15 protein-coding genes and 1 riboswitch are annotated in these 16,513 nt (G+C 61.9%); all 15 genes read left to right on the top strand.

Annotation, left to right across the window (positions count from 1 at the left end; translation table 11 throughout):
* Positions 1 to 88 precede the first annotated feature (88 nt).
* The 15 genes from F4V43_RS08900 (at position 89) to purF (ending at position 16,353) form a co-directional block, all read left to right on the top strand.
* The gene (locus tag F4V43_RS08900) at positions 89 to 910 is read left to right on the top strand and encodes an acyl-[acyl-carrier-protein] thioesterase (protein ID WP_150457898.1); all 822 of its coding nucleotides are present in this window, start codon (positions 89 to 91) and stop codon (positions 908 to 910) included.
* A 1-nt stretch (position 911) separates the two neighbouring features.
* The gene (locus F4V43_RS08905) at positions 912 to 3,053 is read left to right on the top strand and encodes a DNA topoisomerase III (protein ID WP_150457899.1); all 2,142 of its coding nucleotides are present in this window, start codon (positions 912 to 914) and stop codon (positions 3,051 to 3,053) included.
* A 146-nt stretch (positions 3,054 to 3,199) separates the two neighbouring features.
* A complete protein-coding gene (locus tag F4V43_RS08910; RefSeq protein ID WP_150457900.1) occupies positions 3,200 to 3,700 on the top strand; it encodes a MerR family transcriptional regulator in 501 nt (166 codons plus the stop codon).
* Positions 3,657 to 4,877 (top strand): MFS transporter, encoded by a 1,221-nt coding sequence (locus F4V43_RS08915; RefSeq protein WP_150457901.1) that lies wholly within the window; start codon positions 3,657 to 3,659, stop codon positions 4,875 to 4,877. Before F4V43_RS08910 ends, F4V43_RS08915 begins: the two co-directional genes overlap by 44 nt.
* 154 nt (positions 4,878 to 5,031) lie before the next feature.
* On the top strand, positions 5,032 to 6,288 hold the full coding sequence (locus F4V43_RS08920) for an MFS transporter (protein WP_150457902.1): 1,257 nt from the start codon (positions 5,032 to 5,034) through the stop codon (positions 6,286 to 6,288).
* 98 nt (positions 6,289 to 6,386) lie between these two features.
* A complete protein-coding gene (locus F4V43_RS08925) occupies positions 6,387 to 6,653 on the top strand; it encodes a DUF1294 domain-containing protein (RefSeq protein ID WP_150457903.1) in 267 nt (88 codons plus the stop codon).
* A gap of 17 nt (positions 6,654 to 6,670) precedes the next feature.
* Positions 6,671 to 7,105, top strand: a complete 435-nt coding sequence (locus F4V43_RS08930) for a universal stress protein (RefSeq protein ID WP_150457904.1) — start codon at positions 6,671 to 6,673, stop codon at positions 7,103 to 7,105.
* Positions 7,106 to 7,333: 228 nt separating this feature from the next.
* Positions 7,334 to 7,435: riboswitch (purine riboswitch) on the top strand.
* 197 nt (positions 7,436 to 7,632) lie between these two features.
* Entirely contained in the window at positions 7,633 to 8,118 is a 486-nt protein-coding gene (gene purE / locus F4V43_RS08935) for a 5-(carboxyamino)imidazole ribonucleotide mutase (RefSeq protein ID WP_150457905.1), read from the top strand.
* The gene (locus F4V43_RS08940) at positions 8,115 to 9,383 is read left to right on the top strand and encodes a 5-(carboxyamino)imidazole ribonucleotide synthase (protein WP_150457906.1); all 1,269 of its coding nucleotides are present in this window, start codon (positions 8,115 to 8,117) and stop codon (positions 9,381 to 9,383) included. The genes purE and F4V43_RS08940 overlap by 4 nt, the downstream gene beginning before the upstream one ends.
* Positions 9,380 to 10,675, top strand: coding sequence for an adenylosuccinate lyase (gene purB, locus F4V43_RS08945; protein ID WP_150457907.1), 1,296 nt, complete (start codon positions 9,380 to 9,382; stop codon positions 10,673 to 10,675). The genes F4V43_RS08940 and purB overlap by 4 nt, the downstream gene beginning before the upstream one ends.
* A gap of 28 nt (positions 10,676 to 10,703) precedes the next feature.
* Positions 10,704 to 11,594 (top strand): phosphoribosylaminoimidazolesuccinocarboxamide synthase, encoded by an 891-nt coding sequence (locus F4V43_RS08950; protein ID WP_150457908.1) that lies wholly within the window; start codon positions 10,704 to 10,706, stop codon positions 11,592 to 11,594.
* A 103-nt stretch (positions 11,595 to 11,697) separates the two neighbouring features.
* A complete protein-coding gene (gene purS, locus F4V43_RS08955) occupies positions 11,698 to 11,943 on the top strand; it encodes a phosphoribosylformylglycinamidine synthase subunit PurS (protein ID WP_150457909.1) in 246 nt (81 codons plus the stop codon).
* A gap of 6 nt (positions 11,944 to 11,949) precedes the next feature.
* Positions 11,950 to 12,639, top strand: coding sequence for a phosphoribosylformylglycinamidine synthase subunit PurQ (gene purQ / locus F4V43_RS08960; RefSeq protein WP_150457910.1), 690 nt, complete (start codon positions 11,950 to 11,952; stop codon positions 12,637 to 12,639).
* The gene (purL, locus tag F4V43_RS08965; protein ID WP_150457911.1) at positions 12,617 to 14,866 is read left to right on the top strand and encodes a phosphoribosylformylglycinamidine synthase subunit PurL; all 2,250 of its coding nucleotides are present in this window, start codon (positions 12,617 to 12,619) and stop codon (positions 14,864 to 14,866) included. Before purQ ends, purL begins: the two co-directional genes overlap by 23 nt.
* Positions 14,851 to 16,353 carry an amidophosphoribosyltransferase gene (gene purF, locus F4V43_RS08970; RefSeq protein WP_150457912.1) on the top strand — a complete coding sequence of 501 codons (1,503 nt, stop codon included), beginning with the start codon at positions 14,851 to 14,853 and terminating at the stop codon, positions 16,351 to 16,353. The genes purL and purF overlap by 16 nt, the downstream gene beginning before the upstream one ends.
* The last annotated feature ends 160 nt before the right edge of the window (positions 16,354 to 16,513 follow it).

Raw genomic sequence — 16,513 nt, forward strand, 5'->3', positions numbered from 1 at the left:
TGGGAGAGTAGGACGCCGCCAAGCACAGATAACCACTGCCGATCTTTCGGCGGTGGTTTTTTGTTCATCCTGAAAGGGGCGTAGGCCAGTGAGTCAATCGGGTAAGATCTACGAAGGGAAATATACGGTTCACTCCAGCGATACGGATTTTCGTTCTAAGGGGAAATTGTCGTTTCTGCTGGATATCATGCAGCGGGCCGCAGATTCGGCTGTGCAGGATTATCAGGTCAGTCTGGCGGAGATGCTGAAGCTGAATATGGGTTGGATGCTCATGACGCTGGATCTGGAGATCCGGCGGATGCCGACTGTGGAGGACGAGCTGGTCGTGCGGACCTGGAGCAAGGGAACGAAGGGAGCGCTGTGGCAGCGGGACTTCCGCATCCTGGCGACGAAGGCAGGCGCCGAGGAAGGGACCGAGGCCGGGAAGGCAGAGGAAATCGCGGTAGCCCGCACCATCTGGGCGCTTGTGGATACCGGGAAGCGCAAAATGCTGCGTCCGTCCGCTTTTCCGGTACCGGTTGAACATTACACGGAAGACTCGGTCGGAGCATTTCCGGCCCAAGTCAAGGCCCCGGAAGGAACGGAATGGCAGGAGGTCTATCCCTACATCGTACGGTACAGCGGACTGGATCAGTACGGTCATTTGAATAATGCCCGGTACGGCGATCTTTGCTGCGATGTGCTGGAGCTGGAGGAGTGGCGCGGCATCGATCTGAAGCATTTCCGGATTACGTATGTGCAGGAAGCGACAGTGGGAGCCGAGATTGGCCTCCAGCGCGCGAAGCTGAAGGAAGGATGCCTTGCGGTTCGCGGATGGAACGGCGAAGCCGTCTGTTTTGAAGCGGAACTGGAATGGGAAGCGGAAGAATCGGAGGGCCAACACGAAGGCGCCAGAAAGGAGACCCTTTAAGTTGAAGACATTGGTGTTAGCGGAGAAGCCGTCGGTAGCCCGGGAGATTGCCCGGGTGCTGGACTGCCGGGAGAAACAGAAGAGCTTCATGGAAGGCCCGCGGTACATCGTGACCTGGGCGCTTGGACATCTGGTGGGTCTCGCCGAACCCGAAGATTATGATAAGAAATACGCCGTCTGGGCGCTGGAAGACCTGCCAATTCTGCCGGAGAAGAGCAGGCTGAAGGTGCTGAAGGAGACGGGCGGACAGTTCAAGGCCGTACAGCATTTGATGAAACGGGCCGATGTGGACGAGCTGATCGTGGCTACGGATGCTGCCCGGGAAGGCGAGCTGCTGGCGCGCTGGATTATGGCGATGGCGGGGTGGAACAAGCCCTTTCGGCGGCTGTGGATTTCGTCCCAGACCGACAAGGCGATCCGCGAGGGCTTCGCGGCTCTGAAGCCGGGCAGCGAGTTCGACCGACTGTACGAGTCGGCTCGCTGCCGCGCGGAGGCCGATTGGATGATCGGCCTCAATGTTACCCGGGCGCTGACTACGAAGTTCGGCGCCCCGCTCTCGGCCGGGCGGGTGCAGACGCCCACGCTCGGCATGATTATGGACCGGGAAGCCGAAATTGACGGCTTCCGGTCCCGGGAGTACGAGCGCCTGACGGCGGACTTCGGAAGCTGGCAGGCCGAGTGGCGCGGTGCGAACCAGGATGCGAGGCTCTGGGACAAGGCGCGGAGCGCGGAGCTGGCGAAGGCGCTGGAAGGCCGGAGCGGGACGGTCACGGGTGTGGTGCGGAGCGAGAAGACCGAGCCGCATCCGCTCGCGTATGACCTGACGGAACTGCAGCGGGATGCGAACCGGCGGTTCGGATTCTCGGCGAAGCAGACGTCGGGTCTGCTGCAGCGATTGTACGAGCAGCACAAGCTCGTCACCTATCCGCGGACGGACAGCCGGTATTTGACGGCGGATATGACGGATACGCTGAAAGAGCGGCTGGACAGTATCGGAATCGGTCCCTATGCGTCTTTGGCGCGCCCCTTGCTGCGGCGCAGTCTGAACATAACGAAGCGGATTGTGGACGACAGCAAGGTCAGCGATCATCATGCGATCATCCCGACGGAGCAGACGGTGCTGCTGAATGAGCTCTCGGCCGAGGAGCGCAAGCTCTACGATCTCATAGTCCGGCGGTTCATCAGTCTGTTCTATCCCCCTGCCCGCTATGACGCGGTATCGGTGACGGCGGAGGTCAACGGGGAGACCTTCACCGCAAGAGGAACGACCGTTAAGGAGCTGGGCTGGCGCGAAGTGTATGGCGGCGACCTGTCCGATACGGAAGAAGGAGAGTCCGAGGAAGAAGAGAACACGGCTTCCCGAAATATCCGCCTGCCCGAAATCCGGGAAGGGGAGGGGGTAACGGTGCGCCGCTGCGTGCTGCGGCCCGGACGGACCCAGCCGCCGAAGCGCTATACCGAAGCCAGCCTGCTGACCCAGATGGAGAAGCATGGGCTTGGGACGCCGGCTACGCGGGCCGACCTCATTGAGAAGCTGGTAAGCTCGGATACGATTGAGCGCCAGGGCAATCTGCTCCACCCGACGAGCAAGGGCAAACAGCTGATCGGGCTGGTCTCGCCGCGGCTGCGGACACCGGAGCTGACGGCGCGCTGGGAGAGCGAACTGGAGCGGATTGCGCGCGGTCTGGGCAAGCCGGAGCCTTTTATCCGGGGAATTCGGGAGATGGCGCGGGAACTGGTCGGAGAGGTTAAGAACAGCCAGGCGGAATACAAGCCCCATAATGTCTCGAACAGCCACTGTCCGGACTGCGGCGCAAGGCTGCTGGAGAAGAAGACGAAACGGGGCAAGCTGCTGGTCTGTCCTTCGGAGAGCTGCGGATACACGCGGTCCGGTGAGAAACGTCTCTCCGGACGCCGCTGTCCGCAGTGCCACAAGAAGATGGAGCTGAAGGAAGGCAAGGCGGGTAGGTATGTGCAGTGTCTTCCCTGCGGCATCACCGAGACGGTCGACAAGGACAACGGGCGGGTGAACAAGCGAGAGCAGCAGAAGCTGGTCCAGCAGTACAGCAAGCCGGAGAGTCTGGGGACCAGTCTCGGCGATCTGCTGAAAGCCGCTCTGGAGAAGCAGCAGGAAGGTGAATAACGAAGCCGGCAGCGGCTTCTACTGAAGGCCCGGACCATGAAACCGGGTCTTTATTTTAAATTTAAAGTTGACGTTAACGTTAACAATACATATAATAAGACAATGGAAATGAAAGTCTGTCAGAAAGCGCATGAGGAGGAGCAGACATGGACTGGCTCAAAATTGAACAGGTCGCTCAGGAGACGGGGCTGACGAAGCGGACGATCCGCTATTACGAGGAGATCGGGCTGCTTGACTCGCCGCACCGGAGCGAGAAGGGAACACGGCTCTACACGCCCGAGGATATCGAGAATCTGCGCCGGGTGGTCGATGCCAAGGAAGTGCTGGGAATCTCGCTTCAGGATCTTCAGCGCTTCGTCTCCTTCCGCCACTCGCTGGAAGCCTACCGCCGGGATTACAAAGGCCGGGAGGCTCCCGAGGTCCGGAAGGAGCGGACGGAGAAGCTGTCGGAGCTGCGGGAACTGCTCGATGAACAGCTGGAGCTGCTGGACCGCAAGCTGGAGAAGATGACCGCCTTCCGTGACGAGCTGCACGGGATACGGGTACGGGCAACCGAAGTGCTCGATGAATTGGAATCTACGAAAGAGTTAGGACAGGTGAGGAATGAAGATGAATACAACGACTGTAAAAACGCCGAATCGCATTGAACCGGCCGATCTTGCGTCCGCCAAGCAGCCGCGGGCCGTCTGGGCCGTTGCGTTTGCGTGCGTGATTTCTTTTATGGGACTCGGGCTGGTAGACCCGATTCTGCCGGCGATCAGCCATCAGCTGAACGCGACGCCGAGCCAGACTTCGCTGCTGTTCTCCAGCTATAATCTGGTTACGGGCATCGCCATGCTGGCAACCGGCTTCATCTCTTCGCGCATGGGCGTGAAGTGGACGATGATGACGGGGACCCTGCTGATTATAGCTTTTGCTCTCCTCGGGGGGATGTCGGGAAGCATCGGGGAACTGGTGGGCTACCGGGCCGGATGGGGCCTCGGCAACGCGCTGTTCATTGCTACCGCACTGTCCGCCATCGTCGGGCTGTCGACGAGAGGGTCGGCGAAGGCGGTCATCATGTATGAGGCGGCCCTGGGCCTTGGCATCTCGGTCGGCCCGCTGCTCGGCGGGGAACTCGGTTCGATCTCGTGGCGCGGCCCGTTCATCGGAGTCGGCGCGCTGATGCTGATTGCGTTCATCTCGATCGGTGTCCTGATGCCGAAGGTGCCGAGACAGGCCAACCGTACCTCGCTTGCCGATCCGTTCAAGGCGCTGCGCCATCCGGGTCTGCTCGTGCTGGCCGTTACCGCTTTTCTGTACAATTTCGGCTTCTTCACCCTCATGGCCTATACGCCGTTCGTCATGGACCTGGATGAGCATGGCCTCGGGTATGTCTTCTTCGGTTGGGGCATTCTGCTGGCCGTTACTTCCGTATTCGTCGCTCCCCGGCTGCAAAAGCGCTTCGGCTCCATCCGGTCCATGTCGGTGGCCCTGCTGCTGTTCGCCCTGGCGTTGCTGGTGATGGGCATCTGGACGTCGTCGCAGACGACCGTCATTGTGTCGGTTATCGTGGCCGGCGCCTTCCTCGGCACGAACAATACGCTGATTACGACAGCGGTGATGGAGGCTGCTCCGGTGGAGCGCTCGACCGCATCGGCGGCCTACAGCTTTGTCCGGTTCATCGGAGGGGCGCTGGCGCCCTGGCTGGCCGGCAAGCTGGCCGAGTGGTACAACCCGCACATGCCTTTCTATGTGGGCGCGGCCTTTGTCGTCGTTGCGGTGCTGACTGTGCTGCTGGGACGCCGCTTCCTGAGCCATGTGGATGCGGCTTCGGGACACTGAGAACAGACGCCGGCCCTTTCAGAAGCCCCCGATTCCGGGATTCGGTAATCCGAACCGGAATCGGGGGCTTTTGCTTTCAGGGAACATGCAGTATAAAGGAAGAGTGCGCATTCATAAGCCGGGGGAATTCCCGGCGTCAGTCAGGAGGACAACGATGACCCTCAAGCCATGGAATCAAACGCCGCAGGACGGTTCGGCCCCGCAAGCCGCAGACCGGACAACGGCAGGAACCGCCGGCACGCAGAACAACCGCAAGAACCGGCGTTTCTTTCTGCTTCTCGTATTTCTGTTCTGGTTCTCCTCTTACATCTATGTCCCGGTCCTGTCTCCGTATGTGGAGCATCTCGGGGCCTCCTACCTGATGGTGGGCATGGTCATCGGCGTGTACGGCCTGATGCAGATTCTCCTGCGGATGCCGATCGGCATCGGCTCGGACGTTACCGGGCGGCGGCGTTCGTACATCTGGCTGGGCCTGGCCGCAAGCGGCGTGGGCTGCCTGCTCTTCCTCGGCGGGGACCAGCCCGGATGGGCGCTCGCCGGCCGGGCGGTCTCCGGCGTCGCGGCAAGCGCCTGGGTGGTATACAGCATTATGTTCGCGGATTACTGGCCGAAGGAAGAGTCCGGGAGAGCGATGGGGATGCTCCAGTTCACTACGGTAGCCGCCCAGCTTACCAGCATGCTCCTGAGCGGTTATCTGGTGGATCGCTGGGGCTGGAACACGCCCTTTATCCTCGGAGCTCTTGTAGCGGCCGGCGCGCTGCTGCTCGCGCTTCGGCTGCCGGAGCAGCGCCGCAGCAGCGATGGGCCGGGCATCCGGCTGAATGAACTGGTACCGGTCATGCGGGAACCGCAGCTGGTCCGGGTATCGCTGCTCTCCGTTATGGCCCACTGCGTTCTGTTCATTACGATGTTCGGCTATACGCCGAGTCAGGCGCTGAACCTGGGGGCCAGCAAGGGAGACCTCGGCTGGCTGACGCTGTCGTTCATGCTGCCCCATGCGATAGCGACGCTGTATGGACGCCGGCTGCTGGTCGGTCGGATGGGGGACCGCGGCGTGCTGACGCTCGGCTTCGCCGGAACGGCGGCCTTCACGCTGCTGATTCCGTTCCTGCCGTCCTTCGGGGCGCTCTGCGCCACGCAGATCGGGAACGGGCTGATGCAGGGATTGATTTTTCCGCTGCTGCTCGGCAAATCGGTGGAAGGCATCCATCCGGCCAAACGGGCGACGGCGATGGGCTTCTATCAGGCGGTCTATGCGCTTGGCATGTCCGGCGGCCCGTTCGTGGCAGGCTGGATCAGCAGCCTCTGGGGCCTCCGCGGCGGCTTCTGGCTTGGAGCAGCGGTGGCGGCCGCCGCCGCCGGGCTGACGCGGGTCTGGCTTCGGGAGCACCGCATGGAACGCGGGGAATAGAAGGCGGGACGCCCGGGTAGGGGCGTCTCATTGGTTTTTTGATTCCGGTAGGAATATAATAGAAGCAGAGGACGCCCAGTAGAGGAGCCGGTACGAGCATGGAGAAGGGAATTGCCATCTGGTTGGCGCTGATCAATATCATCGGCTATGTCGTGATGTCGGAAGACAAGGACAAGGCTATGGCGAGAAGGCAACGGACGCCCGAGAAGACGCTGTTTCTCCTGGCGCTGATCGGAGGGGCAGCCGGTGTTCTGATCGCCATGTACCGCAGACGCCACAAGACGAGGCATTGGTCCTTCATCCTGGGTATCCCGCTGCTGCTGCTGGTGAACGTTCTATTCTACGGTTATCTTCTCATCCAATAACAAGAGAGGTGTCGCACATGTTATTCTCCAACATTCTGCTTGCCTATGACGGTTCCAAAGCTTCGAAGCAAGCGCTTCTGCGCGCAATCGAGCTGGCCAAGGTAACGCCGGATTCCACGCTGCATGTCATCCATGCCTTTGACTTCCCAAGATTCTTCATCGGAGAAGCGCTTGCCCCTCTGCCGGCCTCGCTCAACAAGGATTATTACGACCTGGCCGTACAGACGACGGACGAAGCCAAGACCCGGATTGCCGAAGCGGGCCTGACCGCCAAGGTCGAGCTGCTGCAGGGTCCGCCGGCCGAACTCATTCTGAAATACGCCAAGGAGAACGAGGTGGATGTCATCGTAATCGGCAGCCGCGGGCTCGGCGGAATCCGGGAATTTGTGCTCGGAAGCGTCAGCCACAATGTGGTGCAGAACGCCCGTATCCCTGTGCTGGTCGTTAAATAAGAATAGCCTTTCACCTTAGAGAAGAGAGAACGCTGCGGCGTTTTCTCTTTTTTTGGATCGGGGCATTCCTTCTCGGCGAGGTTGCATCTCAAGGAGCGGCAAGCAAATGCAGGCCGGAGTGGGCCCAATGACCCTTGCAGCGCCCTCTCGTTGTCCAAAAAGCGAACGTTGCTGACTATCTATTTGCCAATGTTCGGCTTTAAGTTGACACCGGATGTAGGGGGTTGTTAAACTGGACTCATAACCGCTCGTATAAAACCGGGGATAGGGCCCGGAAGTTTCTACCCGGGAACCGTAAATTTCCGGACTACGAGGAAGACAGAAGCCGTTCGGGTCTCCCGAATGGACAGGGACAGCCGCCAGCCGCGTGCTGTTCTGCTTAACGCCCGCTCTGCGTGCGGACAATGGCTTCTCTCTTCCCTGATAGTCCGGGTTCCCGCGTGGCAGCGAGAGGTCCGGACTTTTTTTGTGGGCCGCCGGCCAGGGACAGCCGGATCGAAATATGATAACGGAAGGCAGGTACAAGGATGCCGTTACAGGTCGGAGTCATTATGGGAAGCAAGTCGGATTGGGAGACGATGGAGCAGGCGTGCGCCGTATTGGACGAACTCGGAATCGGATATGAGAAAAAGGTCGTCTCCGCGCACCGCACGCCGGATCTCATGTTCCGCTATGCGGAGGAGGCCGCGGAACGCGGCCTTCGCGTCATCATTGCCGGAGCGGGCGGGGCCGCGCATTTGCCGGGCATGGTCGCGGCGAAGACGACGCTGCCGGTCATCGGGGTTCCCGTGCAGTCGAGGGCGCTGAACGGCCTGGACTCACTGCTGTCGATTGTACAGATGCCGGGCGGCATTCCGGTTGCCACGGTGGCGATCGGCAAGGCCGGCGCCGTGAACGCCGGCCTGCTTGCAGCCCAGATCATCGGCGCGTTCGAGCCGGAGGTTGCCGGGCGGGTGCAGGCGCGCCGGGAACAGATTGCGGCCGAGGTGCTGAAGGGGAGCGACGAGCTATGAGCGGACAGGAGAAGCGGCAGGGCCGTCCGCTGAAGCCGGGAGCGACGATCGGCGTGCTGGGCGGCGGCCAGCTGGGCCGGATGCTGGCGCTGGCCGGCAGCGCGATGGGCTACCGGTTCGTCTCGCTTGATCCGGCGGCAGACTCGCCATGCAGTCAGGTGTCGCCGGCCATCGCAGCGGCCTACGACGACCGGGAAGCGGCGCGCGAGCTGGCGCGCCGCTGCGATCTGGTCACGTACGAATTCGAGAATGTCGATGCGGGCGTGGCCGCGCTGCTGGCGGAGGAGTCGCACGTGCCCCAGGGCAGCCGGCTGCTGTATACGACGCAGCACCGGCTCCGCGAGAAGGCGGCCATCGAGGCGGCGGGCGTGCCGGTGGCGCCGTACCGTCCGGTGTCGAGCCTGGACGGGCTGCGGGTAGCCGCCGCCGAGCTCGGGCTGCCCGCAGTCCTGAAGACCGTCACCGGAGGCTATGACGGCAAAGGTCAGGCGGTGCTGCGCGAAGAGCGCGAGCTGGAGGAGGCGTTCCGGCGGCTGATGCCGGATGGAGCGGCGAAGGCGGCCGGAGCGGGCGCGGAAGCTGGACAGGCCGGTGGCGCGGAGAACGGGCAAGCCGCAGCAGCGGCAGCTCTTCAGGCCCCGCTCGTGCTGGAGAAATTCGTGCCGTTCCGGTGCGAGATTTCGGTGGTGGCGGCGCGCAGCCCGGGCGGTGAGGTGACGAGCTTCCCGGTCTCCGAGAATATTCATGTGAACAATATTCTGCATCTGTCCATTGTGCCGGCCCGGGTGCCGCAGAGTGTGCAGCTCCGGGCGCGGCGGCTGGCCGAGCAGCTGATCGCCGGCCTGGACGCCGTCGGACTGCTGGCCGTGGAGATGTTCGTTACGGAAGACGGAGAGCTGTATGTCAACGAGCTGGCTCCCCGGCCGCACAACTCCGGCCACTATACGATGGACGCCTGCGCGACCTCGCAGTTCGAGCAGCATGTCCGGGCCGTGTGCGATCTGCCGCTCGGCGAGACCGACCTGCTGACGCCGGTGGTGATGGTGAACGTGCTCGGCCAGCATCTGGAGGGGGCCGTCGCCCGCTTCTGCGGCAGGGACGAGGCGGCCGCCGAGCTCGGGGTGATCCCGAAGCTGCACCTGTACGGCAAGACGGACGCCAAGACCGGGCGCAAAATGGGTCACATCAACCTGCTCTGCAAGGATACAGCCGATGCGCTGGCCTGGGTGGAGCAAACCAACTTGTGGAGGAACGAACAATCATGATTGAACGATACAGCAGACCGGAAATGCGGGCCATCTGGACCGAAGAGAACAAATTCAAAGCCTGGCTGGAGGTGGAGCTGTGCGCCTGCGAAGCCTGGGCCGAGCTTGGGGTAATCCCGAAGGAAGATACGGCGCTGCTGCGGGAGAATGCGAAGTTCGACATTGACCGGATCTACGAGATTGAGCAGGAGACGCGCCATGACGTGATCGCCTTCACCCGGGCGGTCTCCGAGAGCCTGGGCGCGGAACGCAAATGGGTGCATTACGGCCTGACCTCGACGGATGTCGTGGATACGGCGCTCGGCTATCTGCTGAAGCAGGCGAACGACATTCTGGAGAAGGACCTGCTGAATTTCATTGCGATTCTGAAAGACAAGGCGGTGGCCTACAAGGACACGCCGATGATGGGCCGCACGCACGGCGTCCACGCGGAGCCGACGACGTTCGGCCTCAAGATGGCGCTCTGGCACGAAGAGATGAAGCGCAATCTGGAGCGGTTCCGGCATGCCGCAAGCGGCGTTCAGTTCGGCAAAATCTCGGGCGCCGTCGGCACCTACGCCAATATCGACCCGTTCGTCGAGGAGTTCGTGTGCCGGAAGCTCGGCACGACGGCGGCGCCGATCTCGACGCAGACGCTTCAGCGGGACCGCCATGCGGAGTATATGGCGACGCTGGCGCTGATCGCCACCTCCCTCGACAAATTCGCGACCGAAATCCGGGCGCTGCAGAAGAGCGAAGTGCGGGAGGTCGAAGAGGCTTTTGCCAAAGGACAGAAAGGTTCTTCCGCGATGCCGCACAAGCGCAATCCGATCGGCTGCGAGAACATTTCCGGTCTGGCCCGCGTGATCCGGGGCCATATGCTGTCGGCCTACGAGGATGTGACGCTGTGGCATGAGCGCGATATTTCGCATTCCTCCGTAGAGCGGATCATTCTCCCGGATGCGACGATGCTGCTCAACTACATGCTGAACCGCTTCGGCAATATCGTGAAGAACCTGACCGTGTTCCCGGAGAACATGAAACGCAATATGGGCGCTACGTACGGCGTGCCGTTCTCGGGCCGCATCCTGACGAAGCTGATCGACAAGGGCTTCAGCCGCGAGCAGGCGTACGACACGGTGCAGCCGCGGGCCATGCAGGCCTGGGAGACGCAGACGCAGTTCCGCGAGATCGTCGAGAACACGCCGGAAATTACGGCGGTGCTCAGTCCCGAAGAAATCGCCGACGCTTTCAATCCGTCCTGGCATCTCAAGCATGTCGATACGATCTTCCGGCGGCTGGAGCTTATCTAAAATAATGGGATTTTAGGGAGGTATTTCCATGACGGTATCTACAGCCGTCGACCTGATCGACGCGCCGCTGCTCTACAAAGGCAAGGTGCGCGAGCTGTACGATCTGGGCGAGAAGGAGATGCTGGTCGTCGTCACCGACCGCATCTCGGCGTTCGACTATGTGCTGGAGCCGGCTGTGCCGGACAAAGGCAATGTCCTGAACCGGCTCAGCGCCTTCTGGTTCGGCCAGACGGCGAAGCTGATGGACAATCACGTTGTTCATATCGACGTGGACCGGCTCGGCCCGGCCGCGAAGCAGCCGGAGCTGCTGCGCAACCGGATTATGGTCGTCCGCAAGGCGCAGCGGATCGACATCGAATGCGTGGTGCGCGGCTATATTACCGGCGGCGGCTGGAGGCAGTACCAGGAGAGCGGAGCCGTCAACGGCATCGCGCTCCCTCCGGGACTGCGAAAGAACGCTAGGCTCCCCGAGCCGCTCTTCACGCCCGCGGCCAAGAACGATGTCGGCCACGACGAAGACATCCCGTTCGGGCGGATGCAGGAGCTGATCGGGAAGGAACTGGCCGAGGAACTGAAGGCGAAGAGTCTGGAACTCTATGCCTATGCCCGCGATTACTGCGCGGAGCGCGGCATTATTTTGGCCGATTGCAAGTTTGAATTCGGTCTGCTGGACGGCCGGGTGATTCTGATCGACGAAATCTTCACGCCCGACGCCTCCCGCTTCTGGGCCAAGGAGAACTACGCCCTGGACATCGAGATCGACAGCATGGACAAGGAGCCGGTACGGACCTATCTGGCCGCCTCCGACTGGGACAAGAACAGCACGCCGGACCCGCTGCCGGAAGAAGTGGTCGCCGAGACAACGCGGCGCTATCTGGAGATTTATCAGCGGCTCACAGGCCATGCGCTGAAGGGGTAAAACCCGGGGCACCCCCGCGCCTTTTGCCGAAGATTGTCCGTCACGCACTGAATCGTTCATTATCTGAATGCTTAACGGCATTGAACTTAGGAGGAAGACAAGGATGTTAAAAGCGACCGTTTATGTCACCATCAAAAAGAGCGTGCTCGATCCCCAGGGTGTAGCTGTGCAGGGGGCGCTGCATTCCGTCGGCTTCCAGGAGGTTGAATCGCTCCGCATCGGCAAGTATATGGAGCTGACGCTGGATACGGACAACCGCAGCGAGGCCGAAGCGCGTCTGCGGGCCATGTGCGAGAAGCTGCTGGCCAATACGGTGATCGAGGATTACCGCTACGAATTGGAGGCGTGAAGCGTCATGAAATTTGCGGTACTTGTCTTTCCCGGTTCCAACTGTGATCTGGACTGCTACAAAGCGGTGGAAGAAACGGTCGGCGAGCCGGTCGATTACGTCTGGCATACGGCGACCGACCTGTCCCCTTACGACTGCATTATCGTGCCGGGCGGCTTCTCCTACGGCGATTATCTGCGCTGCGGCGCCATCTCCCGCTTCGCGCCGGTTATGAACGAAGTGGCGAAAGCGGCCGAAGAAGGCAAATACGTACTCGGCATCTGCAACGGGTTCCAGATTCTGACGGAGGCGGGCCTTCTGCCCGGCGCGCTGCGCCGCAACATGTCGATGAAGTTCCGCTGCCATGATGCGGTGCTGACGGTAAGGAACAACCGGACGCCGTTCACCGGCGATTACGCCCAAGGGGAAGAGATCGTCATTCCGATCGCCCACGGCGAGGGCAACTACTATTGCGATGAAGAAACTCTCTCCCGGCTGAAGGCCGGAGGCCAGATCGTATTCACCTACAGCGACAATCCGAACGGTTCCGTAGCCGACATCGCCGGGATTTGCAACGAGCGCGGGAATGTGCTCGGCATGATGCCCCATCCGGAGCGGGCGGTCAGCCGGCTGCTGGGGTCCGAGGACGGCAAGCGGATGTTCACCTCGATTCTGAAGACATGGAGGGATACGCATGGCACAGCAAGTGTCCGTTAAGGAACCGACCGCGGAGCAGATCCGCGACCAGTGGATCTACCGGCAGTTCGGCGTGTCGGACAGCGAATACGAGCAGATCGTCTCGTTCATGGGACGGCTTCCGAACTATACCGAGATTGGCGTATTCAGCGTCATGTGGTCCGAACACTGCGCGTACAAGAACTCGAAGCCGCTGCTGCGGCGCTTCCCGGTCAGCGGCCCCCGGGTCCTGATGGGACCGGGCGAGGGCGCGGGCATCGTCGATATCGGCGACAACCAGGCGGTCGTCTTCAAGATCGAGAGCCATAACCACCCTTCGGCGGTGGAGCCGTATCAGGGCGCGGCGACCGGCGTCGGCGGGATTATCCGTGACATCTTCTCCATGGGCGCGCGGCCGGTTGCGATTCTGAACTCGCTGCGATTCGGCCGTCTTGAGAGCGACCGGGTGAAGTATCTGTTCGAGCATGTCGTCTCCGGCATCGCCGGGTACGGCAACTGCATCGGCATTCCGACGGTCGGCGGGGAGATTATGTTCGACGACAGCTATGACGGCAACCCGCTGGTCAACGCGATGTGCGTCGGCCTGATCGACCACGACAAAATCCAGCGCGGCGTCGCCAAGGGCGTCGGCAACCCGGTCTTCTACGTCGGCCCGCCGACGGGCCGCGACGGCATTCACGGCGCAACCTTTGCCTCGGTGGAGCTGAGCGAGGAGTCGGAAGCGAAGCGGACGGCGGTGCAGGTCGGCGATCCGTTCATGGAGAAGCTGGTCATGGAAGCTTGTCTGGAGCTGATTGATACGGGAATCGTGCTGGGCATTCAGGACATGGGCGCGGCGGGGCTGACCTGCTCCAGCGCCGAGATGGCGAGCAAGGCCGGCAACGGTCTGGAGCTGTATCTGGATCAGGTGCCCCAGCGCGAAGAAGGCATGACGCCATACGAGATGATGCTGTCGGAATCCCAGGAGCGGATGCTGTTCGTCGTGGAGCCGAAGGATGAGCAGCAGGCGCAGGAGATCTTCGACCGCTGGGGCGTCATCTGCCGCAAGGTCGGCAAGGTAACGGACGACGGCCGGCTGAAGCTGTTCCATCACGGCGAGGTCGTGGGCGATATGCCGGTGACGGCGCTGGTGGATGAATGCCCGGTGTACGAGAAGCCTTCGGCCGTTCCGGCCTATTACGAAGCGAATGCGGAGGTCGATACGCTGCGCTACGAAGAAGTGACAGACCTCGGCGGCGCGCTGAAAAAAGTGCTGGCTTCTCCGACCGTCGCCAGCAAATCCTGGGTCTATGACCAGTACGACTATATGGTTCGTACCAGCACGGCGGTGCGTCCCGGTTCCGACGCCGCCGTCGTCACCGTGCCGGGAACGCGCAAGGGACTCGCGATGACGACCGACTGCAACGGCCGCTACGTCTACCTCGATCCCGAGATTGGCGGCCGGATCGCGGTCGCGGAAGCGGCGCGCAACATCGTCTGCTCCGGCGCGCAGCCGCTGGCCATCACCGACAATCTGAATTTCGGAAGTCCCGAGAAGCCGGACATCTTCTGGCAGATGGAACGGGCGGTGGACGGCATGGCGGAGGCCTGCCGGACGCTGGATACGCCGGTGATCGGCGGCAATGTCAGTCTGTACAATGAGAATGCCTCCGGGGCGATCTATCCGACGCCGGTCGTCGGCATGGTCGGACTGGTGGAGGATGTCGACCACATTACCACTCAGGGCTTCAAGCAGGAGGGCGATGTCATTCTGCTGGTCGGCGAAACGCGTGCCGAACTGGGCGGCAGCGAATTCCAGTATGCGGTGCACGGGGTAACGGAAGGCCGTCCGCCGGTGATCGACCTGGAGAAGGAGCGCCTGACGCTGGATGCGGTGCTCGCGGCCATTCGGGCCGGGCTGGTGAAATCGGCCCATGACCTGTCCGAGGGCGGTCTTGCGGCGGCGCTGGCGGAATGCTGCATCAGCGGGGGCATCGGGGCGGCTGTCGTGATGAAATCCGGCGGGCTGCGCCGCGACGTGGCGCTGTTCAGCGAGAGTCAATCGCGGCTGCTGCTGACCGCGGACACGGACCGCGCGGAAGAGCTGCGGTCGGAACTGGCCGCCGCGGGTGTGCCGGTGGAAGTGATCGGAACCGTCAACGGCGAAGGGCCGCTGCGGATCTGGATGGATGGTGAATTGGTGCTGGAGGAGCAGGTAGCGGAACTGAAATCGGTGTGGGAGGATGCGATTCCATGTCTGATGAGATAAAGACCGGGAACGCTAACCAAGACAAGACATCTGCGCTGTGGACCGGCGATTATTATAACCAGGGAACGGTTTCCGGAGATATTTTTGATACGCTGAAAGAGGAATGCGGGGTCTTCGGGGTCTTCGGACATCCCGAAGCCTCCTCGATGTCTTATTACGGACTGCATGCCCTGCAGCACCGGGGCGAAGAGAGCGCCGGCATCTGCGTTACGGACGGCGAGAATTTCAATTACCACCGGGGAATGGGTCTGGTCAAGGAAGTGTTCGACAAGGACCGCATCCAGTCTCTGGTCGGGGACCGGTCGATTGGCCATGTCCGCTATTCGACCAGCGGCGACAGCCGGCTGACCAATGCCCAGCCGCTCGTATTCAAGTACCGCGACGGGGACCTGGCGATTGCCACGAACGGCAATATCGTCAACGAGCCGCTGATTCGAAGACAGCTGGAGGCCAGCGGCTCGATCTTTCAGACGACAAGCGATACCGAGGTGCTGGCGCATCTGATCGCCCGGTCGCCGAAGGGATTCGTCGAAGCGGCCAGGGACGCGCTGAGCCAGCTTGTCGGCGGCTTCGCCTTCCTGCTGCTGATGAAGGACAAGCTGCTGGTCGCCTCCGACCCGAACGGCCTTCGGCCGCTTGTGATGGGCCGGGTCGGCGAAGCGTATGTCTTCGCTTCGGAATCCTGCGCGCTGGAGACGATCGGCGCGGAGATTGTCCGCGACATCGAGCCGGGCGAGCTGCTCGTCCTGGACGAGCGCGGCCTGACGGAAGACCGGTTCGCCGAGCCGAAGCGCAAAGCGCTGTGTGCGATGGAGTACATTTATTTTGCCCGGCCGGACAGCGATCTGAACGGGTCCAACCTGCACGCCGCCCGCAAGCGGATGGGGGGAAGGATGGCTATCGAGTCGTTCGTCGATGCGGACATTGTTACCGGGGTGCCGGATTCCAGCATCTCCGCCGCCATCGGCTATGCCGAGCAGACGGGAATTCCCTATGAGCTGGGCCTGATCAAGAACAAGTACACCGGCCGTACCTTTATCCAGCCGAGCCAGGAGCTGCGCGAGCAGGGCGTAAAGATGAAGCTCAGCGCCGTGCGCCGGGTCGTGGAGGGACAGCGGGTCGTCATGATCGACGACTCTATCGTCCGCGGAACCACTTCCCGCCGGATCGTCAATCTCCTGCGCGAAGCGGGCGCGACCGAGGTGCATGTGCGGATTACGTCGCCGCCCTTCAAGAACCCGTGCTTCTACGGCATCGACACGCCGGACCGGCGCGAGCTGATCGCCTCTTACAAGACGATCGACGAGATGCGGCGGGAGATCAACGCGGACTCGCTTGCCTTCCTCACCCCGGAAGGGCTGATCCAGTCGATCGGCGGACTGAACAAGGACGATTACAAAGGCGGCCTGTGCCTGTCCTGCTTCGACAACGATTACCCGACTCAGGTCGATTTCGGCGGCGACGAGAAGGAAGGCTGCTCCTGCTAAAGAGCCGGGCAGAGGCGCAGCTGCGTAAGCATATTGCGGAAGCGGCGAAGGAACGGGTTGCGGAAGCATGCTGCGGGAGCGGCTGAAGTACGGGTTACGGGAGCATGTTGCGGAAGCGGCTGAAGTACGGATTACGGGAGCATGTTGCGGGAGCGGCTGA

The sequence above is a fragment of the Paenibacillus spiritus genome, from assembly GCF_008710135.1.
Taxonomy (GTDB): domain Bacteria; phylum Bacillota; class Bacilli; order Paenibacillales; family Paenibacillaceae; genus Paenibacillus_AQ; species Paenibacillus_AQ glufosinatiresistens.